The organism is Deinococcus budaensis (assembly GCF_014201885.1).
Taxonomy (GTDB): Bacteria; Deinococcota; Deinococci; order Deinococcales; family Deinococcaceae; genus Deinococcus; species Deinococcus budaensis.
The window spans coordinates 1-21134 of the sequence record NZ_JACHFN010000008.1; the positions used below are offsets into that span (position 1 = coordinate 1).

The window sequence follows — 21134 nt, forward strand, 5'->3', positions numbered from 1 at the left end:
GCCCCCGACGTGCGGGGGCGGGAGATGATCCTGCGCATCCACGCGCGCAAGAAGCCGCTGGACCCCACCGTGAACCTCGGGGTGATCGCGCGGCGCACAGCGGGGATGGTGGGGGCGGACCTGGAGAACCTGCTGAACGAGGCCGCGCTGGGCGCGGCCCGCTCGGGGCGCAACCGCATCGTGATGCGGGACGTGGAGGAGGCCAGAGACCGGGTGCTGATGGGACCCGAACGAAGAAGCCTGGTGGTGCGGGAGGCCGACCGCAAGGTCACCGCCTACCACGAGGTCGGCCATGCGCTGGCCGCTCAACTCCTCCCCCATGCCGACAAGGCGCACAAGCTGACCATCGTGCCGCGCGGGCGCTCGCTGGGGTCGGCGCTGTACACGCCTGAAGACCGGATGCACCACACGCGGGCCGCGCTGCTCGACCGCATCTGCGTGGCGCTGGCCGGGCACGCCGCCGAGGAGGTGGCCTACGGCGAGGTCACAACGGGCGCGGCGAACGACTTTCAGCAGGCGACGGGCCTCGCCCGGCGGATGGTCACCGAATGGGGCATGAGCGACGTGGGGCAGCTTGCGCTGGCGCAGGAGAGCGCGGGGTACCTGGGCTACGGGCCGCAGCAGGGCAGCTACAGCGACCACACCGCTGAGCGCATCGACGCCGAACTCGCCCGCATCCTCAACGGGCAGTACGAGCGGGCAGTGGCGCTGCTGGGTGAGCACGCCCACGTCCTGCACCGCCTGACCGACGCGCTGATGGTCCGCGAGTCGCTCAGCGGTGAGGACGTGCAGACCGTGCTGGCGGGCGGCACCCTGGAAGACCCCGCGCCTCCCCCGCGCGACGACGAGGGTCCCAGCGCCCAGCCGGGCCTGACGCCCACGCCCGCGTAGGGCTTGCCTGAACCCTTGCCCAGGTCGCGGCCCATCTTGCGGGCCGCCGCGCCGCCTACCGTGGAGACCATGACGCGCCCGTCCAGATGGCTCACTGTCAGCCTGCTCGCCGCTGCCCTGCTTCCTGCGGGCGCGGCGGCCCAGGACACCCTCTCGCCGTCCCCCACAGCCCCCCCGCTGCCGCCCACCACCCAGGCGGCCCCCGCTGCCGCGCCGGGCGTGCGGGTCTGGACCCAGGTCAGCTCGGGCCTGCTGGCGGGCCGGTCGGCGGGGGGAGTGCGGGTCTGGCAGGGCGTGCCCTACGCCGCCGCGCCGGTGGGCGAGCGCCGCTGGAAGGCGCCGCAGCCCGCGCCCCTGTGGGTCGGGGAGCGCGACGCCGCGCAGCCGGGCAACGTCTGCGTGCAGCCGCGCCCCGGCGGCGGCCTGCGCGGCCATGAGGACTGCCTCTTTCTGAACGTCTACGCGCCGGACGGCGCCACCCGCGCGCCCGTGATGGTCTGGATCCACGGCGGGTCTTTCCGCAGCGGGGCGGGCAGCGACTACGACGGCCGCCTGCTGGCCCGCGAGCGCGGGGTGGTCGTGGTCACGCTGAACTACCGCCTGGGGCCGCTGGGTTTCCTGGCCGCGCCGGGGTTGCTGGAAGGCCGCACGGTGGGCAACTACGGGTTGCTGGATCAGCAGGCGGCGCTGCGCTGGGTGCGGGCCAACGCCGCCGCCTTCGGGGGCGACCCCGCCAACGTCACCGTGTTCGGCGAGTCGGCGGGCGGCATGAGCGTGTGCGCGCAGCTCGCCTCGCCGGGGGCGGCGGGCCTTTTCGACAAGGCGATCCTCCAGAGCGGTCCCTGCACCCCCGAGATCAACACGGTTCCGGTGGCCGACGCGCTGAATACGGGGCGCGAGTACGCCCGCGTGCTGGGCTGCCCCGAGGGAGACGCCGCCTGCCTGCGCGCCGTGCCCGCCGAGCGCCTGCTCGCCACGCCCGTGCCTGGCCGCCGCGCCCCCGGCGCCGTGGCCCTGCCCCCGGTCTACGGCGACGCCGTGGTGCCGCGCGCCCCCGCCGAGGCCTTTCGCAGCGGCGAGGTCCACCGGGTGCCTCTGCTGATCGGCAGCAACCTGGACGAGGGCACGCTGTTCGCGGCGCCGCTGGGCGCGGGCGGACGCGACCTGCCGCTGTGGCAGTACTGGGGTCTGGTGGCGGTGCTGGAACGCTGGAACGCGCCCCGGGTGCTGGCCGCCTACCCCGCGCGCGAGTACCCCACCGTGGGCCTGGCCGCCGCCGCGCTGGTCACCGACGGGCTGTTCGCCTGCCCGGTGAACGACCTTTCGCGCGACCTCGCCCGGGTGACGCCCGTGTACGCCTACGAGTTCCGTGACCGCGAGGCGCCCCTGGAGCTGAACCCCTCGGGAACCATTCCCCGTTACGGCGCCACCCACGCCGCCGAGATCATCAGCGTGTTCGGCACCCGGCTGGAGAAGTTCGCCGACCCCGCCCGCTTCACGCCCGCCCAGGCCGAGCTGGCCCGCACCATGCGCGCCTACTGGACCAACTTCGCCCGGAGCGGGAACCCCAACGCGGCGGGCCTGCCGGGGTGGCGTCCCCTCGACCCCGCGCGCGGCAACGTGCTGGCGCTGGAACCGGGCCGGGTCGCGGAGTTCATCTCCTTCCGGCAGGAGCACCGCTGCGACCTGTGGAGCCGCTGAGTGACGCTGGCCGCCCGGCTGACGCTGCTGGCGCTGGGGGCCGCCCTGCTGGGGTTCACCTGGTGGCAACGGCGCGACCCGCTCGACCTGGGGGTGGTCGCGGCGGGTCTGCTGGGACTGGCCCTGCTGATGCCCCCGGTTCTGCGGGGAGACGCGCGCGGCGGTCTGGCCCCGCGCGTCCTCGTCGCGCTGCTGGGCGGCGCGGCCGTGTTCGGCGTGCGCGATCCGGGGTCGGCGCTGGGCTTCGCGGCGGTGCTGCTGGGCACGCAACTGCTGTTGCGGCGGCTCGTGGGGCCGCGCTGAGTCCCGGCGGGACGCTGCTCAGCCGCGCGTGGAGGCCGTTTCCTGCTGCGGTACCGCGCACTCGTCGCCCTCGCAGCCCTCAGCGGGTGTCCCGCTGCCCAGCAGGGTCAGCGGCGCCGGGTGGGTTTCCTGCCACAGCTGCGCCAGCGCCCCGCGCAGCACCTCGGGCGACTGGGCGCCGCTCACGCCGTACTTGCCGCCCAGCACGAAGAAGGGCACACCGCTGATCCCGAGCGCCTGGGCCTGCGCCTCGTCCTGCCGCACGGCCTGGGCATACTCGCCACTGGCCAGCGCCGTCCGCACCTCCCCGGCGTCCAGCCCGACCTCTGAGGCCAGCCGCACCAGCGTCTCCGGGTCGCCTAGGAACTCGCCCTCCACGAAAAAGGCGCGCAGCAGCCGTTCTTTCAGCTGGTCCTGAAGGCCCCGCCCGGCCGCGAGGTGGATCACCTGATGGGCCTGAAAGGTGTTGGTGGGCTGGAGGCGCTCGAAGTGGTAGTCCAGCCCCTCGCCCGCCGCCGTCACGGTCATCGAGTCGAGCATCTGCTGCGCCCCGGCCTCACCGCCGCCGTACTTGCGCGCCAGGATGCTGCGCATGGACCCTCCCGGCTGCGCGGGGGCCGACGGGTCCAGTTCGAAGGAATGCCAGACGACCTCGACCTGATCGCGCTGGGGAAAGCCCGCCAGCGCCGCCTCGAAACGCCGTTTGCCCACATAGCACCAGGGGCAGGCGATGTCCGACCAGATGTCCACACGCAGCTTTTCGGGAGAGGAGGGAGGAAAAAGGGTCATGCAACCATTCTGATGCACTTTAAAAAACAAAGCAAGGAACTGGCGCACGATCTGGCCTGACCGCCGCCTCCATCCGGGACCGGACGCGCGGGAAGGCAGAGGCGAGAGGGAGACGATAGAGGCGGGCACGCCGAGCCGCATGTCGCCACGCAGCGCCTGAGAAACCGCTCCTATTCCTGGCGCCCGGCCCGCGTCTACACTCCCCCCATGACCTCCAACCCTGTTCCAGCTCCCTTCGTGAAGCCCAGCGACGACGAACTGCGCCAGCGGCTCACGCCCGGGCAGTATCGGGTGACCCAGCAGGAGGGCACCGAGCGCGCCTTTACCGGCGAGTACTGGGACCACACCGAACCGGGCATCTATGTGGACGTGGTGTCGGGCGAACCCCTCTTCAGCTCGCTCGACAAGTACGACGCGGGCTGCGGCTGGCCCAGCTTCACCCGCCCGATTCCCAGCGCCGTCCTTACCGAGAACACCGACTACAAGATCGGATACGCCCGCACCGAGGTGCGCTCGGGGCTGGCCGACTCGCACCTCGGGCACGTCTTCCCGGACGGCCCGCAGGAGCACGGCGGCCTGCGCTACTGCATCAACTCGGCGGCGCTGCGCTTCGTGCCCCTGAGCGAGCTGGAGGCCCAGGGGTACGCGGAATACTCGCGCCTGTTCCAGAAATAGGCCGAACAGGAGAGCGGGCCGCGTGGATACCCTTCACGCGGCCCGCTCCCTGGAGGGGCGGCGCTCAGCTTTCGGTGATCCCGGAGCGCGGCCCTCCGTCCTCGGCCCCGGTGGTGTCCATGCCCGCCTCGCTGTTGCCAGGCGTGCCGGTGCTGCCCGCGCCGCCCGCGCTGGTCTTGCCCGTCTCCTTTTCGTGCTCCTGGCGCTGGGCGTAGGCGTCCTGCATCCGCTCGGCCTCGTTCCTGTCGTCGGTCATGGCCTGAGGGTAGGGGAGACGGAGCCAGCGCGGGTGTGCCGCCTCTCAAGCGTGCCTTGACCGAGGGAGCGCCCGCTGGACCCGGCGGCGGGAGGCCCGCGAAAATAAACTCCTCACAAAGAAATGTCGATCTGGATGAACGGCAGTTCACATGCTGGGTGCCTACGCTGGCCGGGAAGCACAAAGGCACCACCGCTGGGATTTCCAGACCATCGCCGCACCACGGGATGCACGACTGCACTGCACGACTGGGGAGGGTACACATGAGGATTCTTGGACGCCGGACCGTATTGACCGCCGCTTTGCTGCTGGGCCTGGGCATGGCCGCTGCCCAAACGCAGCCGCCCGCTGCACCGCCCGCGACCCCTGCGCCTGCACCCGCTCCCGCCCCGGCGCCCACACCCGCGCCTGCGCCCGCGCAGCCTGCGACGCCCGCTCCTGCCACGCCGGCCCCGGCGACCCCGGCTCCCGCGACGGAACAGGCTCCGAGCGCCTCCGAGGAAACGACCCTGACCATCGCCTCGGTCGCGGTGACGCTGCCCGCGCTTCCCGACGCCACGCTGGTCCGCAGCTTCAACACGGTTCTGGGCGCCGGAGCGGTCTACCGCGGCTCGGTGACCGGCGCCGCCGATCAGATCGCCCAGGCTTTCGTGGAAGCCGGATTCACGGCGGTGGACGCTCCTAGCACGGCCACCGAGGAAGCCGCCGCAGGCACGACCGACACGGCGGCCGCGACCACGACGACCGACGCGGCGGCGGCTCCGGCCGCAGGGACGGCGACGACCGACACGGCCGCCACCGGGACAGCGGCCACCGGGACGGCGACCACAGACACGGCGGCCACACCTGCCGCCGGAACGGCCACGACCGACACGGCCGCGACCACGGGCACCCCTGCGGCGGCGGGCACCGGCACGGCTGCGACCGGCGGCGGACTGGCCGACCTGCCCGAAGGCGTGGTCCGGACCTTCGAGCGCGGCGGCCAACGCTTCGAGCTGCGGGTTTACGAGCGCGGCGGCTTCACGGTGGTCGTGGTGTCGCAGATCGGCGGCACGGCGGCCCCTGCGGCTCCCGCCAACTGAGCTTCAGAACAGGGAGGGGCGGACGCCACGTGCGGTCCGCCCCTCGCCTTTGTTGTTTGTCCAACCCATCCCGCCCAATCCCACCATCTGGAGCTGCGGCATGTGCCCAGGCATGAGCTTGAGCAGGTGCCCACCTGGTGTCGCCCCCCTCCTTTACTTCTGGGAGTGTTAGCCTTTCTCTAGGAGGTAATCGTGGCGGCACAAATGCACATCGGCCTCGCCGAGCTGTTGCGGCAGCACGACATCAGCCAGAAGCAACTGGCCGAGGCTGCCGGAATGCGCCCTGCGACGGTCAACGCCATCTTTCACGGGCGCGTCGAACGGGTGGAGATCGGCACGCTCGTGGACCTCGTGACGGGCTTGCGGCGCCTAGGTGTCAAGGCCGATGTGGGCGACATTTTGCAGGTTGTGGACAGGCCGAACGAAGCGGAGCAGGCCGCCCGCGAACGCGCCCTGCGACTCCTAGAGGGCGAACCCTGGGGCCTGAAACCGAAGGGCGTGGCCGAGCCTGTTCCCGTGAGCGGTCCTCCCATCGAGGACCTGTTACCTGACCTCCTGGGACCCTCGCATTGAGCCTGCTCTATCTGGACACCCTGCGGGCCTACGACGCCGTTCACCTTGCCGCCGCTCAGGCCGTCTCCCCGCTCGGCGTGCAGTTCATGACCTTCGACCTGAAGTTGCGAGCCGTCGCCGAACAGGTCATGCCTGGGCAGGTGTGGCAGCCGTAGCTGTTCTCCCATCCCACCCCATTGTCCGTCGCTGCGGCTCGCGCTGAGGCGAGAAGGAACAGGAGAGGGAGGAACGCGCCCCCGGAATCAGGCTTCCGGCAACTCCTCCAGATCGGACAAGTCTTTGTGCCTCCCCGCTGCCCGCTTGTTCGCGCGCAGGTCGGCCAGAGAAATCAGCGGCACGTCCAGCCCTTCCAGCCGCCACGTCACCCGGTTCCGCCACGCCTGCTCGAAAGTCACGCCGCTGATCTCGTTCATCAGCTCCAGCATCATCGGCTTGACGCCCATGCGGATGATCACGTTCGGTGTGTTCAGTTCGGACGCTTCGACTGGAAGGGCAAACTCCGTCAGGGCCGCCGCGAGCCGCCCCGTGTTCTCTTCGCCCAGCCCATAGAAGATGTCGAGGTCGCCCGTGTATCGGGGGAAGCCGTGGGCGCCCACCGCGTACCCGCCCACCAGCAGGTACTCAACCCCGTGGGCGCTGAGCAATCTCAAAAATTCGCTGAAATCTGGGGGCAACTCCACCGGGATACCTCTGGGCACGCAGAAATTCCACCTCGGCCAGCCGCTCCTGCGGGGTCTTGGCCCAGTTCGCTTCCCGGTCGGCGCGTTCGGCCTCCTCGCGGGTCGTGGTTTGGATGGTGCGAACGAACTTCACAGCCTTATTCTCCCATATCCCCACCCCGCCCAATCCCACCGTCTGGAGCTGCGGCCTGTGCTGGGGCGAAAGTAATATGATGCTCATTCCTACTCGCTCTGAAGTCCTTCTTAATTTGATGCGCCTGTTTGAGTTTGGGAGATATTCTTGATTTGGAGGAGGAATGTAAAAAACTTGTTTCGTTGTCATGGCGATTGGAGATCAGAATTATGGGGAGCAGGTTGTGACGGCAGCCGAATTGAAATCGAAATATGATGACCTCATCAGAGAAGCTGTTCTGAAAGCTTACCCAGATGTTGACATAACTCGTGCTGACGAAATTGCAATGCCAGGCTCGATTAGCTCTGATATCGTTGCTAGAATTATCCATTCCGACTTTGTTATTGCTGATGTGACCTACCCAAATCCTAATGTGTTTTACGAGCTTGGATTGCGACATGCCTCCCGTGTCGGGACCATTATCATCAAAGACAGAAGCGGCCCCAGGGTTCCCTTTGACATAGCTCATCTTAGGTATATTGAATATGACAACACTCCAACAGGACTTAAGGAGCTGTCCTCAAGGCTCCGTGATTTTATAACTTATTCTACTAACAATCCTGACAAGCCAGATAATCATTTTCTTGAGTTTGCTAAATACACAAAACATAAGTTTTACGATTTTTCCGATCAAGACCAGACAGATGAACAAGGCGAATTAATGCTTGCCATCTTCAGATCGCCTGACTTAATGAACCTCGTGATGCGTGCCAGTAAAGGCGAAGAGATACCTCAAGAAGAATTCTTTAGGGCCATAGCTTCTGATCCTGAGGCCGCCGGTCCTCTAATAAAGGCTATTGCGAAGGGTGCATTCAATGCACCGCAGAATCAGGCGCAACCTAATAGACAAGCAAGACGCAAAAAGAATTAGTGTTATGTGCTCACCCACTCCTGCAAGCTCCTAACCCCCAACTCCCTCCCCTGCGCCGCTGCTATCGCCCTGGCCGAGTAGGGGCAGGCGCTGTCACCAAGTAAACCAAACCACGAACCTGACCGGATGGCCGTTCGCCTCGTGGGCTTGAGCGAAAGCTTGCCACGCCTGCAAGGTGTCGCTCTCCCCATACCCGTCGTGTGCCGAAGCAGGAAAACGGTCTAACTCGTCGTCGCTTAACCAATTCGCAGCAGGCAGGAGCTGTGAAAGTTCGTCCGTGCCCAACCAAGTTTCGTCGAATGGGCCTTCTTCTGGGTACAGCCTGAAAGACTCCTTGAGCCTCTCGTATACGTCTAGCACGCTTTCGGACAGGTCTTCTGGAAGCCCGCGAGAACCCAACTCCACTTTCGTCACTGCATCCCGAAACCGGCGAGCTGAGCCGATTTCAAAGGTGGCGACGGGCCACCACGAATCGCCTCCCTCATAGCGATATTCGCAGTAGATGTAGGCGACCAGGCTCATCTCAGGTGCTCACCCACTCCTGAAGGCTCTTCACGTTAAGTTCTTTACCCTTCGCCGCCGCTACCGCCCTGGCCGTCCACTCGGCGCCTTCGCGGGTGCTGACGATGGGCTTGCCGCGTTCCAGGGCGGTGCGGAGGAGCGGCGAGGCGGTCACGTCGATGAGGAGGTCGGGCAGTGCGTCGCCTTCCTGCTCGCGGATGACCCGCAGCCCCGCGCCCTCCAGCATGGCGGCCACCTCGTCCAGACCGTCTCCGAGCAGGAGCGCCGTGCCCGACAGCGGCAGGTTGCTCTTGGCCCCGAGCTGGGCGCGGTAGAAGGCGAGGTACGGGTCCGTGTCGATGCCCATGCTCTCGCCCGTGCTCTTCATCTCCGGGCCGAGGACGGGGGGCACGCCCGCGAACTTCAGGAAGGGCAGGTGGACTTCCTTCACCGAGTACATGCCCGGCGTGGGCGTCCCCGTGAAGCCGATCTGCTCCAGCGTCTGCCCCACGGCGATCCGCGCGGCACTCTTGGCGAGCGGGTGGTTCACGGCCTTGGAGACGAAGGGCACGGTGCGGCTGGCCCGCGGGTTGGCCTCCAGGATGTACGCGGTGCCGTCCTTCACCGCCCACTGCACGTTCATCAGTCCCCGCACGCCCAACTCCAGGGCAAGGCGTTCCGTGTCGGCCTTCACGCGCGCGGTCAGTTCGGGCGAGAGGTTCACCGGGGGCAGCACGCACGCGGAGTCGCCCGAGTGGACCCCGGCGGCCTCGACGTGCTCCATGATTCCGGCCACAACTGCCCGCTCGCCGTCGCAGAGGGTGTCCACGTCGAGTTCAAGTGCACCCTCCAGAAACTGGTCGAGCAGGATGCTGGGCTGCCCCTCGACGGCGGCGTACACCTCGTCCAGGTAGGTCGTCAGTTCCTCCATACTCCGCACCGTCCGCATCGCGCGGCCCCCCAGCACGTAGGAGGGCCGGGCCATCAGCGGGAAGCCGAGCTCGGCGGCGAGGCTCACGGCCTCTTGTGGCGTCTCGGCCACCTTGCCCCTGGGCTGCGGCAATCCCAGCCGCTCGCACAGGGCGTTGAAGGAGGCGCGGTCCTCCGCCTCGTGGATCGTCGCCGGGGGGGTGCCAATGATGGGGGCGCCCGCGTCCGCCAGCCGTCTCGCCAGCTTGAGGGGCGTCTGCCCGCCGAGCTGCACGATCACGCCGACGGGCTTCTCGTGCTCGACAATGTTCATCACGTCCTCGAAGGTCAGCGGCTCGAAGTACAGGCGGTCGGCGGTGTCGTAGTCGGTGCTGACCGTCTCCGGGTTGGAGTTGACCATGATCGTCTCGTAACCCGCCTCCTGAAGCGCCCAGACCGCGTGGACGGTCGCGTAGTCGAACTCCACCCCCTGTCCGATGCGGTTGGGGCCGCTCCCCAGGATCACCACCTTGGGCTTGTCGGTCGGCGTCACCTCGTCCTCCCACTCGTAGGTCGAGTAGTGGTAGGGCGTGTACGCCTCGAACTCGGCGGCGCAGGTGTCTACCGTCTTGTAGACCGGCGTGGCTTTGGCGGCCTTGCGAAGCCCGCGCACCTCCAGTTCGCTTAGGCCCACGAGTTCGCCCAGCCGCGCGTCGGAGAAGCCCAGCCGCTTGACCTCGCGCCAGATTTCGTACTTCCAGCCCTGGATGGGGCCGAGGTCCGCGATCTCCTTCTCGGCGTCCACGATTTCCTGAAGCTGCCCCAGGAACCAGCGGTCGATCTTCGTCGCGTCGTGGAGGGCCGCCACCCCTTCGCCCCGCCGCAGCAGTTCCAGCACGGCCTCCAGACGGCGCGGGTTGCCGTACAGCAGGCCGCGCAACTCGTCGTCGGACATGGCGGCAAACGTTCCGCGCACGTCGGCCTCGATGCTCCGCAGCGCCTTCTGCACGCTCTCCTTGAAGGTGCGGCCAATCGCCATGACCTCGCCCACCGAGCGCATCTGGGTGCCCAGCGCGTCGGGGGTGCCGGGGAACTTCTCGAAGGCGAAGCGCGGAATCTTCGTCACCACGTAGTCGATGCTCGGTTCAAACGAGGCAGGCGTGGAGCGGGTGATGTCGTTCGGCAGCTCGTCGAGGTGGTAGCCCACCGCGAGCAGGGCGGCGATCTTGGCGATGGGAAAGCCGGTCGCCTTGCTCGCCAGCGCCGAGGAGCGGCTGACGCGCGGGTTCATCTCGATCACGATGACGCGCCCGTTGCTGGGATCGACCGCGAACTGGATGTTGCTGCCGCCCGTATCCACCCCGATCTCGCGGATGATGGCAAGGGACTGGTCCCGCAGCCGCTGGTACTCCACGTCGCTGAGGGTCTGCGCCGGGGCCACCGTGATCGAGTCCCCGGTGTGCACGCCCATCGGGTCGAAGTTCTCGATGGAGGTGATAATCACCACCGTGTCGGCGTGGTCGCGCATGACCTCCAGCTCGTACTCCTTCCAGCCCAGGATGGATTCCTCGAGGAGGACCGAATGAACGGGCGAGTCGCGCAGGCCGCCCTCGGTGATCTTCAGGAAGTCCTCGTAGGTGTGCGCGATGCCGCCGCCCGTGCCGCCCAGCGTGAAGGAGGGCCGGATGACGATGGGGAGGCCGATCTCCTTCTGGTACTCCACGGCCTCTTCCATGCTGTGAACCATCTTCCCGCGTGCCGTCTCCACGCCGATCTTCTTCATCGCGGCCTGGAACGCCTCACGGTCCTCGCCCTTGTGGATGGCCTCGGCATTCGCGCCGATGAGTTCCACCCCGAACTCGGCGAGGGTGCCGTTGGCGTTGAGGTCCATCGCCAGGTTCAGGGCCGTCTGCCCACCCAGGGTGGGGAGCAGGGCGTCGGGGCGCTCCTTCTCGATGACCTTGCGCACGAACTCGGGCGTCAGCGGCTCCAGGTAGGTCGCGTCGGCGAGATCGGGGTCGGTCATGATCGTCGCCGGGTTGGAGTTCACCAGGACGAGTCGATAGCCTTCTTTTTTCAGCGCCTTCAGCGCCTGCGTGCCCGAATAGTCGAACTCGGCGGCCTGCCCGATCTGGATGGGGCCGCTGCCGAGAATCAGGATGGTCTGGAGGTCAGTGCGCTTGGGCATTCCAGAAAGGGAGTATGGCACGGGGAGGGGAGAGGGGGGGTGAGCGGTGTGTATGAGTATGCAGCCCTGCTCTAGCATCTGCGGAGATGCGTTATCAACCGATCCTCGGCACCCTCGGCTATGTCCTCTCACCCGACCGCCGGGACGTGCTGCTGCTGCACCGTAATACCCGTTCCGGGGACCACCATTTGGGGAAGTATGTCGGTCTGGGCGGCAAGCTGGAGCGTGATGAGGGGGTCACGGACGGGATGCGGCGGGAAATCATGGAGGAAGCGGGCCTCACCGTCACCCGTATGTCCTTGCGCGGCACGATCAACTGGCCTGGCTTCGGGCAGGGTGGGGAAGACTGGCTGGGGTTTATCTTCCTCGTCGAGGCGTTCGAGGGAATCCCGCCTGCCGACAATGCCGAGGGCACCCTGTCCTGGCAGCCCGTCACCAGTCTTCTGAACGGCGAGCTGCCTATCTGGGAGGGAGATAAGCTCTTCCTGCCACTGGTTTTTGACGACGATCCTCGTGCCTTTCACGGGGTCATGCCCTACCAAGACGGACGCCCCGCAGGGTGGGAATACGAGCGGCTTTGAAGGGTATTCGCGCGGCTGGAGCGGATAACCCCTCCCAGTGCAGCGGGCGCCCCTGCCTTCGCGGGATGCGGGCGGGTTCGGGTAAGCGACGTGCTGGAGGGGCTGGGGGCGAGTTAAACTCCACCCATGACCCTCCTCGACCGCATCACGGTGAATCCCTTGCAGTGCGGCGGACGCCCCTGTATCCGGGGGATGCGGATTCGGGTGAGCGACGTGCTGGATCTCCTCGGTACAGGGGTCGGGGTGGATGAAATCTTGAGCGACTACCCGGACCTGGAACGTGAAGACATTTATGCCGCGCTGGTCTGGGCTGCCCGGTACGTTGACCACCCCCGGCTGAGCGCCTGAGCGTGGTTGCTCGGCCCCTCGTCTACTGGATTGACGCGCAGTTGCCTCCCGCCCTGGCACCCTGGTTAACAGCGACATTCGGCGTGGAGGTCTATAGCGTGGCGTACCTCGGCTACCGGGAGGCGGAGGACGAGGTGATCTTTCAGGCGGCGCGGGCGTAGTGGTCGTTTCCAAAGACGCAGATTTTCTTGAACGTTTGGTCCGGCTCGGGCCTCCGCCACAACCCCTCTACGTGACTTGTGGGAACACCAGCAAAGCGCGACTGGTGGAGATTTTCGGTCGAACCTTTGCGGAGGCCCATCGCTTGCTGTCTTCCGGTGAGCCTGTGGTGGAGATCACCGGGTAGGACGGCAGCGTTCAGCGCCTCCCCAGCCCCAGCACCAGCCCCACCGCGATACTCCACATCACCCCCCCGATCAGCACATCCAGCACCCGCCACGCCCGCGCCGAGCGCATCAAAGGGGCGAGGCGGCCCGCGAGCAGGGCCAGCGCGAAAAACCACAGCCACGAGGCAGCGACCGCGCCCCCCAGAAAGGCCAGCCGCGCCCGCTCATCCAGCCCCGCGCTGGCCCCACCGATCAGCACGACGGTGTCCAGCAGCGCGTGGGGATTGAGCAGGCTGAAGGCGGCGGCAGTGGCAATCACAGTGCCCGTGGTCTGCGCGACCTGCCCCTCGGTCTGGAGGGGACCCGGCTGCCGGGCCGCCTGAAAGGAGCGCCAGCCGTACCACAGCAAAAAAGCCGCGCCCATCAGCGTGCCGAGAGTGACGAGCACCGGCGACCGCGCCAGCAGCGCTCCCACCCCCAGCACCCCCAGCGCTGTGAGTCCGGTGTCGCACAGCGAGCAGGCCAGCGCCGCGAGCAGCGCGTGCCGCCGGGTCAGCCCCTGCCGCAGCACAAAGGCGTTTTGCGGGCCGATAGCGACGATCAGGGAGAGGCCCAGTGTCAGGCCGCGCAGAAAGGGAGGCACGGGGGCAGCATGGCAGAGGGCGCGGGGAGCATAAACAAAACCCCAAAGTGGAGGCCGGGGCGGGTCTGTCCGGGCAGGCCCGTGCCGCGTACCATCGGGGCATGAAGAAGACGCTTCTCGGACTGCTGGCGCTGGGCGCCGTCTCCTCGGCGGGGGCCGACTCCTTCGGCGGGCACATCGGCACCACGGCGGGCGTGCACTACCAGACCGACCTGGCGGCGAATTCGGCGGTGCGCTACGGCCTGAACCTCAGCGCCACGCGGCTGTTCCGCGGCGAGTTCGGCATCGGCGGCGAGGTCGCGTACCTGCGCGACGCCACCGGCCAGAACCTCGGCGGCCTGACGCCCTACTACGGCTTCGGCCTGGGCGTGGGCGCGGCGGTGGGGTCGCGCATCGGTGTCTCGGCGTATCCGCACGTGCTGGGCGGCCTGAACTATGCCGTCGCGGGTGGGCCATTCAGCGTGTTCGTGGAGGGCAATGTCGGCCCCACCATCGCGGTGGCGACTTCCGGCACCGGCATCGGCTTTGGCGGCGGCGTGCGCCTGGGCCTGAACTACGAGTTGCGCTGACCCCCTGGCGACCTCGCTGCCCCCGGTCCTCCCTGGCCGGGGGTTTTGCCATCCGGGACGCTCGCCTTGACCCCTTTCCCCCGGCCTGCTAGGCTGCTGCATAGCTATACGATCTTATCGTATATCCATACAGATATGCCCACCCTGACCCCCCGACGCTGACGCCCCGACCTTTTCTCCACGGAAAGAGGCCGGGCGTGTCACGCCGGGGAGTTCCGTGTCGCCCCCACAGGAGAGCACCATGACCCAGACCGACCGCCCCAAGATTGTCCTCGCCTACTCCGGCGGGCTGGATACCTCCATCATCCTCAAGTGGCTGCAAACCGAGCGCGGGTACGACGTGGTGGCCTTTACCGCCGACCTCGGGCAGGGGGACGAGGTCGAAGAAGCGCGGGTCAAGGCGCTGAACACGGGCGCGGTGGCCGCCTACGCCCTCGACCTGCGCGAGGAGTTCGTGCGCGACTACGTATTCCCGATGTTCCGCTCCTCGGCGCTGTACGAGGGGTACTACCTGCTAGGCACGTCCATCGCGCGGCCCCTGATCGCCAAGAAGATGGTGGAAATTGCCGAGCAGGAGGGCGCGGTCGCCGTCTCGCACGGGGCGACGGGCAAGGGCAACGATCAGGTGCGCTTCGAGATGACGGCCTACGCGCTGAAGCCCGACATCGTGACGGTGGCTCCCTGGCGCGACTGGGACTTCCAGGGCCGCGCCGACCTCGAAGCCTTCGCCCGCGAGCACGGCATCCCGGTGCCCACCACCCAGAAGGACCCCTGGAGCATGGACGCCAACCTGCTGCACATCTCCTTCGAGGGCGGGATTCTGGAAGACCCCTGGAACGAGCCGCCCGCGCACATGTTCAAGCTGACCGTCAGCCCCGAGGACGCGCCCGATCAGCCCGAATACGTGGAGGTCGAGTTCGAGAACGGAGACGCGGTGGCGATTAATGGCGAACGCCTCAGCCCCGCCGCTCTGCTGGCGAAGGCGAACGAGATCGGCGGACGGAACGGGGTGGGCCGCATCGACCTCGTGGAAAACCGCTTCGTGGGCATGAAGTCGCGCGGCGTGTACGAGACACCCGGCGGCACCCTGCTCTACCACGCCCGCCGCGCGGTGGAGAGCCTGACCCTCGACCGCGAGGTGCTGCATCAGCGCGACGCATTGGCGCCCAAGTACGCCGAACTCGTCTACAACGGCTTCTGGTTCGCCCCCGAGCGCGAGGCCCTCCAGGTCTACATTGACCACGTGGCCCGCAGCGTGACGGGTACGGCCCGCCTCAAGCTCTACAAGGGCAACTGCACCGTGGTGGGCCGCAAGGCGCCTGGGAGCCTGTACGACAAGGACCTCGTGTCCTTCGAGGCGGGCGGCGACTACAACCAGCACGACGCGGGGGCCTTTATCAAGCTCAATGCCCTGCGGATGCGCGTGCAGGCGCGGGTGGGGGCGAAAGCTGGGCAAAAGGAAGTCGAGCGGGTCTGAGGTGACGGTGTTCCAGGGTGCCCAGCTACCGGGCTACGCGCTGCACCCCGCGACCCCCGCCGACGCCACCGTCTTCCACGCGGTCATGATGGCCGCCGGGATGGACCCGCGCTCCAGTTGGAGCCGCACGCGACCCCAGGACGTGGCCTGGAGCCTGGGCCAGGGCGGGGGCTTCCTCGCCTGGGATGGGGAGCGGGCAGTGGGATGCGTGGGCTGGCGTCCCGATGGGCCGGAGACGTTGACCCTCAACAAGCTGGCGACCCTCCCGGACGTGCGCGGGCGGGGTCTCGGTGCCGCGCTGGTGCGGGCGGTCGAGGAGGTCGCGGCGCGGGATGGCTACGCCCGCGTGCTGCTGGCCGTCAGCCAGTACAACCTCGAAGTGGTCCCCTTCTACGAGCGCCTGGGCTACCGGGTGGACGAGGAGGCGGTGTACGCGCACGCGAACCCGGCGAGTGCGCCGCCAGTGGTGCTGGTGAAGGAGGTCCGGTCATGAGTCTCACCTTGCTGATCGGCCTGCCCATCCTGACCATGTTCGGCCTGCTTGATTTCCTGCTGAAGTGGCCGCCCCCGTCCCTGTGGCGCGGTGTCCTCATCGTCGGGGCCGTGCTGACGGTGGGGTATCTGCTCTGGGCACTGTTCCGCGTCCTGACCCTTCCCTAACTCCTCCCGCCAGCAAGGACAGTTCATGACTCAATCTCAACAAGAATCCAAACTCTGGGGCGGCCGCTTCGCCGAAGCCACCGACGGCCTCGTCGAGCTGTTCAACGCCTCCGTGCCTTTCGACCAGCGCCTCGCCGAGCAGGACATTCGCGGCTCGCTCGCGCACGTGGCGATGCTGGGGCAGGTGGGCATCCTGACCCCGGAGGAAGTCGCGCAGATTCGGGAGGGCTTGCAGGGCATCCTGGCCGATGTCCGCGCCGGGGCCTTCGAATGGCGGCTCGACCGCGAGGACGTTCACATGAACGTGGAAGCCGCCCTGCGCGACCGCATCGGCCCGGTGGCGGGGAAGCTGCACACGGCGAGGAGCCGCAACGATCAGGTGGCGGTCGACTTCCGCCTCTTCACCAAGGAGGCCGCGCTCGACCTCGCCGACAAGGCGCGGGCGTTGCGGGCGGTGATGGTGGCGGAGGCTGAAAAGCACCTGACCTCCGACAGGGGAGAGGCCGTGATCCTGCCTGGCTACACGCACCTTCAGGTGGCGCAGCCCATCCTTCTAAGCCACTGGTTCATGGCCTATGCCGCCATGCTGGAGCGCGACGAGGGCCGCTTCCGCGACGCCGCCGAGCGGATGGACGAGTCGCCGCTGGGGTCCTCCGCCCTGGCTGGAACGCCCTGGCCCATCGACCGCCATGCCACCGCCGGGGCGCTGGGCTTCGCGCGGCCCACCGCCAACTCACTCGACGGGGTGGGCAGCCGCGACTTTGCGCTGGAGTTCCTGTCGGCGGCGGCGATTCTGGGGGCGCACCTCTCGCGTCTCAGCGAAGAGCTGATCCTCTATTCCACCTTCGAGTTCGGCTTCCTGACGCTGCCGGATTCGCACACCACGGGCAGCTCCATCATGCCTCAGAAGAAAAACCCCGACGTGGCCGAACTCGCGCGGGGCAAGGCGGGGCGGCTCTTCGGCAACCTGATGGGCCTGCTGACCGTCGTGAAGGGCACGCCGCTCGCCTACAACAAAGACCTCCAGGAGGACAAGGAGGGCGTGTTCGACTCCTACGACACCCTCTCTAGCGTCCTGCGGCTCTTTGCCGACATGCTGCCCAGGTCCGTCTGGCACGCCGACGTGACGAAGGCGGCGGCGGCACGCGGCTTTTCCACCGCCACCGACCTCGCGGATTTCCTGGCCCGCGAGGGGGTGCCTTTCCGTGAGGCGCACGAGGTCGTGGGCGGGCTGGTCGGGCTGGCCTCGCGCTCGGGCCGTCAGCTGTGGGAACTGGGCGACGGGGAACTGCGGGCGGCCCATCCCCTTCTGAGCGCGGAGGTGGCCCGCTCGCTGACGGTGGAGGAGAGCGTGAAATCCCGCCAGAGCTTCGGTGGCACCGCGCCGGACCGGGTGCGCGAGGCGGTCGCGGCGGCAAAGGCGGCCCTCTCGTGAAGGTCACGGTGACTCTGGACGGCACCCTGCTGAAGAAGCGGGAGGCAGAGTGGCGGCAGTTCCTCGCGCAGCCGGAGGACAACCCCCTCGTCCCCAACGCCGCAGGCCGCCTGACCGGGGAGGGCTGGACGATCCAGAACGAGTTGTGTGTCTACAGCCAGCTTCAGCCCCAGGACGCCGAGGGGCTGCCCTACTCCGGCATCATCGTCACCAAACGCCCCTGCAAGACGGTCTTCGACCTTACCCCGGAGGAAGCCGCTGCCACCCACGCCCTGCTTGCCCGGGTCAAGGCGCACCTCGACGCCACCGTCCAGCCGGACGGCTACACGGTGGGCTGGAACGTTCTCCCCGCCGGGGGGCAGCACATCCCGCACGTTCACCTGCACGTCATTCCCCGCTGGACCACGGACGCCAGCGCGGGGGCGGGCCTTCGGTATTTCCTGAAGGAAGCTGCCCGCGCCGTCGAGACCGCCGAATCCGTCTGACGCCCCTTTCTAGCCCCCAGAGGAGGCCCTTCCCATGACCTACATCCCCGCGCCCCTCGACACGGTGCACGTCAAGCTGCGGCAGGCCACGCCCGCCGACTTTCCCACCATCACCGACCTGCTCACCCGCTGCGACCTGCACACCTCCAGCGTGACGCCAGACGGCAGCACCTACTGGATCGCCGACCTCAACGGCGTGCCGGGCGGATGCATCGGCCTGGAGCACGGCGAGGACGCGAGCCTGATCCGGTCCACCGCCGTCCTGCCGGAGGCCCGCTCGCAGGGGCTGGGACGGGCGCTCGTGGCCTCGGCGCTGACGTATGCCAGCCTTCGCGGGGACCGGACCGTGTACCTGTTCTCGCAGGAGGCGGGGGACTACTGGCGGCGCTTCGGGTTCGTGCCGGTAGGCGCCGACGAGATTGCTACCGCACTGCCGGACACGCCGCAGGTGCAAAGTGGCCTCCTGAAAGGTTGGATCGAGCGCGAGCAGGCCTGGAAGCGCGTGCTGGGTGGGGGAGGGGGGGCGTGAGGGTCGTGGGTCTTTGCCTGGGCTTCTGCCGCGCAGCCGTGCGCTATGCTGCCGCCACGCACAAATCAGCCGCGCCGGATGCCCGTGGTGGTGCCGGGGCGGACACCTTTCCCGGAGGACCCACCCATGACCGAGCAGAGCGTTCAGATTCGTCTCGCCACGCCCCAGGACAAGGACACCGTCTGCCGCATCTTTCAGGAGGCCGGGCTGGAAACCGAGGCCGCGCTGGCGGAAGGCACCACCTACTGGATCATGCAGCGCGGCGGCCAACCGGTCGGGGCCATCGGCCTGGAGCACGGGAACGGGGCCTCGCTGCTGCGCGGGGCGGCGGTGCTGCCCTCGGCGCAGGGGCAGGGGCTGGGGCGGCGGCTGGTCATGAGCGCCGTGGAGTACGCCCGGGCACGGGGCGATCAGGCGATCTACCTTTTCAGCAAGAAGGGCGACTGGCAGTCCTTCGGCTTCACGCAGGTGCCGCTCGCCGTAGTCATGAGCGACGTGCCCGACACCCCGCAAATTCGCGCCTACCGTGCCCGCAGCGAGCGCCCCGGCGGCACGACCTGGATGCGCCCGCTGGACGTGAAGGCCAGCCAAGCCTAAGCCTGCCGTTCCGGGCCGGGGGCCAGGGGAGGGTCACGTGACTTTCCTGGCCCTCGACTCCATCGCCGTTCCCGACATCCACCCGCAAGCGCCGCTGGTCACCCGCAAGGCGCGGCTCTCGGACATCGAGGCGATTCACGAGCTGATCGGCTACTGGGCGGCGCGTGGGCAGATGCTCGTGCGCTCCCGGTCGCTGCTCGCCGAGACCATCCGCGACTTCCACCTCGTGCTGGCCGAAGCCCACGAGGGGAAGCCCGGCGGGCTGGCGGGCGTATGCGGCCTACACCTCCTCGCGCCGGACCTCGCGGAGGTGCGGGGCCTCGCCATCCATCCTCACATGCAGGGGCGGGGGCTGGGCAAGCAGCTTGTCGAAGCTTGCGAGCGCGAGGCCCGCGACATCGCCCTCCCCGCCCTCTTCGCGTGGACGTACCAGCAGGCCTTTTTCGAGAAGTGCGGCTTCGTGCGCATCGACAAGACCCACCTGCACCCCAAGGTGTGGAGCGAGTGCCAGCGGTGCGCCTTTTTTGAGAACTGCAACGAGATCGCGATGCTCAGGGAACTGACGTGAGGCTTCCCGGTCCGGTCGGCACGGTTGGTCCCGGACACCCCTGATAAGCTCTGTGGCTGAAAGCGGGCGGCGTCCGGCCTCCTGCTTCCGCCATAAAACGCGTCCCGTGAGGCGCGAATGGAGGTTCCTATGATCCGCAAAGAACGCGCGATTCTGGCGCTGGAAGACGGCACCGTGTACCGGGGCTACGCCTTCGGGCACCGGGGCGAGACGGTGGGCGAGGTGGTGTTCAACACCTCCATGACCGGGTACCAGGAGATCATGACCGATCCCTCGTACAACGGGCAGATCGTGACTATCACCTACCCGCACGTGGGCAACTACGGCGTGGCGATCTACGACATGGAAAGCAACAAGCCGTATGTGCGCGGCTTTATCTCGCGGGAGTTTTCCGGCGAGTATTCCAACCACCGGGCGCAGCAGTCGCTGGAAGCCTTTATGCAGCAGTACGGCGTCGTGTCCATCCAGGGCATCGACACGCGGGCGCTCGTGCGTCGGCTGCGGTCGGGCGGCGTGGTCAAGGGCGTGATCGCCCACCGCTCCTACACCCACCCGGAAGACCCCTACGGAGAGTTCACGCCCGCCGAGGAAGCCGTCTACGTGGGGCGGGCGCGGGAGCATCAGGACATCGACGGGCACGACATGACGAAGGAAGTCACGACCGCCCTGCCCTACGCCTTTCCCACCCTGCGGCACGGCAAGCGCGTGGTGCTGATGGATTTCGGAATCAAGCACACCATCATCGAGCGGCTGGCCGAGGTCGGGATCGAACCCATCGTGGTGCCCGCGCATACCACCCCGGCGCAGATCATGGCCTTGCAGCCCCACGGCCTCTTTCTGTCCAACGGTCCCGGCGACCCCGCGCCGCTGGAGTACGCGCACAAGACGGCCTGGGAGCTGATGGGCCTGCTGCCGACCTTCGGCATCTGCCTGGGCCACCAGATTCTGGGTCTCGCGGCGGGCGGCAAGACCTTCAAGATGAAGTTCGGGCACCGGGGCGGTAACCAGCCTGTCAAGAACCTGCTCACCGGGAATGTGGAGATCACCTCGCAGAACCACGGGTACGCGGTGGATATCGAGTCCATTCCCGACGGGGCCTTCGTCGCCACGCACGTCAACCTCAACGACGGCACGCTGGAGGGCATGGCGCACAGCCGCTACCCGGTCTTCTCGGTGCAGTACCACCCCGAAGCCTCGCCGGGGCCACACGACAGCCGTTACCTGTTTGACCGCTTTATTGAGGAGATTGACGCGTTTGACGGATCGGACGGCTCGCCCGTCGTGAAAGCGGTGGCGGGGCGGCTGGGGGTGTAGGAGTGGCCAAC

28 protein-coding genes are annotated in these 21134 nt (G+C 67.7%); 22 read left to right on the forward strand and 6 right to left on the reverse strand.

Going from position 1 to position 21134, the window contains the following annotated elements:
- The 3 genes from HNQ09_RS11210 to HNQ09_RS11220 form a co-directional block, all read left to right on the forward strand.
- The coding region (locus HNQ09_RS11210) for an ATP-dependent metallopeptidase FtsH/Yme1/Tma family protein (RefSeq protein WP_184029203.1) at positions 1–891 on the forward strand (891 nt) is incomplete at its 5' end.
- Positions 892–960: 69 nt separating this feature from the next.
- On the forward strand, positions 961–2592 hold the full coding sequence (locus HNQ09_RS11215; RefSeq protein WP_184029206.1) for a carboxylesterase/lipase family protein: 1632 nt from the start codon (positions 961–963) through the stop codon (positions 2590–2592).
- Positions 2593–2895 carry a hypothetical protein gene (locus tag HNQ09_RS11220; RefSeq protein ID WP_184029209.1) on the forward strand — a complete coding sequence of 101 codons (303 nt, stop codon included), beginning with the start codon at positions 2593–2595 and terminating at the stop codon, positions 2893–2895.
- 18 nt (positions 2896–2913) lie between these two features.
- Here the strand turns inward: HNQ09_RS11220 and HNQ09_RS11225 are convergent, their stop codons facing one another.
- Positions 2914–3684 carry a DsbA family oxidoreductase gene (locus HNQ09_RS11225; protein ID WP_184029212.1) on the reverse strand — a complete coding sequence of 257 codons (771 nt, stop codon included), beginning with the start codon at positions 3682–3684 and terminating at the stop codon, positions 2914–2916.
- Between the two features lie 207 nt (positions 3685–3891).
- On the opposite strand from HNQ09_RS11225, the gene msrB reads away from it, so the two are divergent.
- Positions 3892–4359, forward strand: a complete 468-nt coding sequence (gene msrB, locus HNQ09_RS11230) for a peptide-methionine (R)-S-oxide reductase MsrB (protein WP_184029215.1) — start codon at positions 3892–3894, stop codon at positions 4357–4359.
- Positions 4360–4423: 64 nt separating this feature from the next.
- On the opposite strand, the gene HNQ09_RS11235 is transcribed toward msrB, so the two are convergent.
- Positions 4424–4615 (reverse strand): hypothetical protein, encoded by a 192-nt coding sequence (locus tag HNQ09_RS11235; RefSeq protein ID WP_184029219.1) that lies wholly within the window; start codon positions 4613–4615, stop codon positions 4424–4426.
- A 263-nt stretch (positions 4616–4878) separates the two neighbouring features.
- On the opposite strand from HNQ09_RS11235, the gene HNQ09_RS11240 reads away from it, so the two are divergent.
- The 3 genes from HNQ09_RS11240 (at position 4879) to HNQ09_RS11250 (ending at position 6425) form a co-directional block, all read left to right on the forward strand.
- Positions 4879–5697, forward strand: coding sequence for a hypothetical protein (locus HNQ09_RS11240; protein WP_184029222.1), 819 nt, complete (start codon positions 4879–4881; stop codon positions 5695–5697).
- Between the two features lie 192 nt (positions 5698–5889).
- Positions 5890–6270 (forward strand): helix-turn-helix domain-containing protein, encoded by a 381-nt coding sequence (locus tag HNQ09_RS11245; protein WP_184029224.1) that lies wholly within the window; start codon positions 5890–5892, stop codon positions 6268–6270.
- Positions 6267–6425 carry a PIN domain-containing protein gene (locus HNQ09_RS11250; protein ID WP_246363315.1) on the forward strand — a complete coding sequence of 53 codons (159 nt, stop codon included), beginning with the start codon at positions 6267–6269 and terminating at the stop codon, positions 6423–6425. Before HNQ09_RS11245 ends, HNQ09_RS11250 begins: the two co-directional genes overlap by 4 nt.
- Positions 6426–6512: 87 nt before the next feature.
- Here HNQ09_RS11250 and HNQ09_RS11255 read toward each other — a convergent pair whose 3' ends face one another.
- Positions 6513–6968 (reverse strand): nucleotidyltransferase, encoded by a 456-nt coding sequence (locus tag HNQ09_RS11255; protein ID WP_184029227.1) that lies wholly within the window; start codon positions 6966–6968, stop codon positions 6513–6515.
- Positions 6969–7306: 338 nt separating this feature from the next.
- Here HNQ09_RS11255 and HNQ09_RS11260 point away from each other — a divergent pair, with 338 nt between their 5' ends.
- A complete protein-coding gene (locus HNQ09_RS11260; protein ID WP_184029230.1) occupies positions 7307–7993 on the forward strand; it encodes a hypothetical protein in 687 nt (228 codons plus the stop codon).
- Between the two features lie 93 nt (positions 7994–8086).
- On the opposite strand, the gene HNQ09_RS11265 is transcribed toward HNQ09_RS11260, so the two are convergent.
- Together HNQ09_RS11265 and carB are read right to left on the reverse strand one after the other, a co-directional pair.
- Positions 8087–8515, reverse strand: coding sequence for a hypothetical protein (locus HNQ09_RS11265; protein ID WP_184029233.1), 429 nt, complete (start codon positions 8513–8515; stop codon positions 8087–8089).
- Between the two features lies 1 nt (position 8516).
- Entirely contained in the window at positions 8517–11591 is a 3075-nt protein-coding gene (gene carB / locus HNQ09_RS11270; protein WP_184029248.1) for a carbamoyl-phosphate synthase large subunit, read from the reverse strand.
- A gap of 86 nt (positions 11592–11677) precedes the next feature.
- Here carB and HNQ09_RS11275 point away from each other — a divergent pair, with 86 nt between their 5' ends.
- The 4 genes from HNQ09_RS11275 (at position 11678) to HNQ09_RS19275 (ending at position 12866) form a co-directional block, all read left to right on the forward strand.
- On the forward strand, positions 11678–12172 hold the full coding sequence (locus HNQ09_RS11275) for an NUDIX hydrolase (RefSeq protein WP_184029251.1): 495 nt from the start codon (positions 11678–11680) through the stop codon (positions 12170–12172).
- A 126-nt stretch (positions 12173–12298) separates the two neighbouring features.
- Complete coding sequence (locus HNQ09_RS11280) at positions 12299–12520, forward strand: DUF433 domain-containing protein (protein ID WP_184029252.1); 222 nt, start codon at positions 12299–12301, stop codon at positions 12518–12520.
- 2 nt (positions 12521–12522) lie between these two features.
- Positions 12523–12681 carry a hypothetical protein gene (locus tag HNQ09_RS18945; RefSeq protein WP_343057755.1) on the forward strand — a complete coding sequence of 53 codons (159 nt, stop codon included), beginning with the start codon at positions 12523–12525 and terminating at the stop codon, positions 12679–12681.
- Complete coding sequence (locus HNQ09_RS19275; protein WP_343057757.1) at positions 12681–12866, forward strand: DUF5615 family PIN-like protein; 186 nt, start codon at positions 12681–12683, stop codon at positions 12864–12866. The genes HNQ09_RS18945 and HNQ09_RS19275 overlap by 1 nt, the downstream gene beginning before the upstream one ends.
- Positions 12867–12877: 11 nt before the next feature.
- On the opposite strand, the gene HNQ09_RS11290 is transcribed toward HNQ09_RS19275, so the two are convergent.
- A complete protein-coding gene (locus HNQ09_RS11290; RefSeq protein ID WP_184029254.1) occupies positions 12878–13489 on the reverse strand; it encodes a LysE family transporter in 612 nt (203 codons plus the stop codon).
- Between the two features lie 101 nt (positions 13490–13590).
- Between HNQ09_RS11290 and HNQ09_RS11295 the strand changes: the two genes are divergently transcribed.
- From HNQ09_RS11295 to carA, 10 genes are all read left to right on the forward strand, one after another.
- Complete coding sequence (locus tag HNQ09_RS11295; protein WP_184029256.1) at positions 13591–14058, forward strand: hypothetical protein; 468 nt, start codon at positions 13591–13593, stop codon at positions 14056–14058.
- Between the two features lie 241 nt (positions 14059–14299).
- On the forward strand, positions 14300–15535 hold the full coding sequence (locus HNQ09_RS11300) for an argininosuccinate synthase (RefSeq protein ID WP_184029259.1): 1236 nt from the start codon (positions 14300–14302) through the stop codon (positions 15533–15535).
- Between the two features lie 85 nt (positions 15536–15620).
- Positions 15621–16028, forward strand: a complete 408-nt coding sequence (locus HNQ09_RS11305; RefSeq protein ID WP_246363322.1) for a GNAT family N-acetyltransferase — start codon at positions 15621–15623, stop codon at positions 16026–16028.
- Positions 16025–16195: a hypothetical protein gene (locus HNQ09_RS11310; protein ID WP_184029263.1), complete on the forward strand. Its 171-nt coding sequence runs from the start codon at positions 16025–16027 to the stop codon at positions 16193–16195. The genes HNQ09_RS11305 and HNQ09_RS11310 overlap by 4 nt, the downstream gene beginning before the upstream one ends.
- Before the next feature lie 25 nt (positions 16196–16220).
- Entirely contained in the window at positions 16221–17630 is a 1410-nt protein-coding gene (gene argH, locus HNQ09_RS11315; protein WP_184029265.1) for an argininosuccinate lyase, read from the forward strand.
- The gene (locus HNQ09_RS11320) at positions 17627–18115 is read left to right on the forward strand and encodes an HIT domain-containing protein (RefSeq protein WP_184029268.1); all 489 of its coding nucleotides are present in this window, start codon (positions 17627–17629) and stop codon (positions 18113–18115) included. The genes argH and HNQ09_RS11320 overlap by 4 nt, the downstream gene beginning before the upstream one ends.
- Positions 18116–18149: 34 nt before the next feature.
- On the forward strand, positions 18150–18644 hold the full coding sequence (locus tag HNQ09_RS11325; protein ID WP_184029271.1) for a GNAT family N-acetyltransferase: 495 nt from the start codon (positions 18150–18152) through the stop codon (positions 18642–18644).
- A gap of 126 nt (positions 18645–18770) precedes the next feature.
- A complete protein-coding gene (locus tag HNQ09_RS11330) occupies positions 18771–19241 on the forward strand; it encodes a GNAT family N-acetyltransferase (protein ID WP_184029274.1) in 471 nt (156 codons plus the stop codon).
- A gap of 37 nt (positions 19242–19278) precedes the next feature.
- Positions 19279–19809 (forward strand): N-acetyltransferase, encoded by a 531-nt coding sequence (locus HNQ09_RS11335; protein WP_184029278.1) that lies wholly within the window; start codon positions 19279–19281, stop codon positions 19807–19809.
- A gap of 129 nt (positions 19810–19938) precedes the next feature.
- The gene (carA, locus tag HNQ09_RS11340; RefSeq protein WP_184029281.1) at positions 19939–21123 is read left to right on the forward strand and encodes a glutamine-hydrolyzing carbamoyl-phosphate synthase small subunit; all 1185 of its coding nucleotides are present in this window, start codon (positions 19939–19941) and stop codon (positions 21121–21123) included.
- The last annotated feature ends 11 nt before the right edge of the window (positions 21124–21134 follow it).

Coding starts and splice junctions, on each gene's coding strand:
- HNQ09_RS11215 (WP_184029206.1), top strand. CDS start 961: ATGACGCGCCCGTCCAGATGGCTCACTGTCAGCCTGCTCGCCGCTGCC.
- HNQ09_RS11225 (WP_184029212.1), bottom strand. CDS start 3,684: ATGACCCTTTTTCCTCCCTCCTCTCCCGAAAAGCTGCGTGTGGACATC.
- msrB (WP_184029215.1), top strand. CDS start 3,892: ATGACCTCCAACCCTGTTCCAGCTCCCTTCGTGAAGCCCAGCGACGAC.
- HNQ09_RS11235 (WP_184029219.1), bottom strand. CDS start 4,615: ATGACCGACGACAGGAACGAGGCCGAGCGGATGCAGGACGCCTACGCC.
- HNQ09_RS11240 (WP_184029222.1), top strand. CDS start 4,879: ATGAGGATTCTTGGACGCCGGACCGTATTGACCGCCGCTTTGCTGCTG.
- HNQ09_RS11265 (WP_184029233.1), bottom strand. CDS start 8,515: ATGAGCCTGGTCGCCTACATCTACTGCGAATATCGCTATGAGGGAGGC.
- carB (WP_184029248.1), bottom strand. CDS start 11,591: ATGCCCAAGCGCACTGACCTCCAGACCATCCTGATTCTCGGCAGCGGC.
- HNQ09_RS11275 (WP_184029251.1), top strand. CDS start 11,678: ATGCGTTATCAACCGATCCTCGGCACCCTCGGCTATGTCCTCTCACCC.
- HNQ09_RS11280 (WP_184029252.1), top strand. CDS start 12,299: ATGACCCTCCTCGACCGCATCACGGTGAATCCCTTGCAGTGCGGCGGA.
- HNQ09_RS11295 (WP_184029256.1), top strand. CDS start 13,591: ATGAAGAAGACGCTTCTCGGACTGCTGGCGCTGGGCGCCGTCTCCTCG.
- HNQ09_RS11300 (WP_184029259.1), top strand. CDS start 14,300: ATGACCCAGACCGACCGCCCCAAGATTGTCCTCGCCTACTCCGGCGGG.
- HNQ09_RS11305 (WP_246363322.1), top strand. CDS start 15,621: ATGATGGCCGCCGGGATGGACCCGCGCTCCAGTTGGAGCCGCACGCGA.
- HNQ09_RS11310 (WP_184029263.1), top strand. CDS start 16,025: ATGAGTCTCACCTTGCTGATCGGCCTGCCCATCCTGACCATGTTCGGC.
- argH (WP_184029265.1), top strand. CDS start 16,221: ATGACTCAATCTCAACAAGAATCCAAACTCTGGGGCGGCCGCTTCGCC.
- HNQ09_RS11325 (WP_184029271.1), top strand. CDS start 18,150: ATGACCTACATCCCCGCGCCCCTCGACACGGTGCACGTCAAGCTGCGG.
- HNQ09_RS11330 (WP_184029274.1), top strand. CDS start 18,771: ATGACCGAGCAGAGCGTTCAGATTCGTCTCGCCACGCCCCAGGACAAG.
- carA (WP_184029281.1), top strand. CDS start 19,939: ATGATCCGCAAAGAACGCGCGATTCTGGCGCTGGAAGACGGCACCGTG.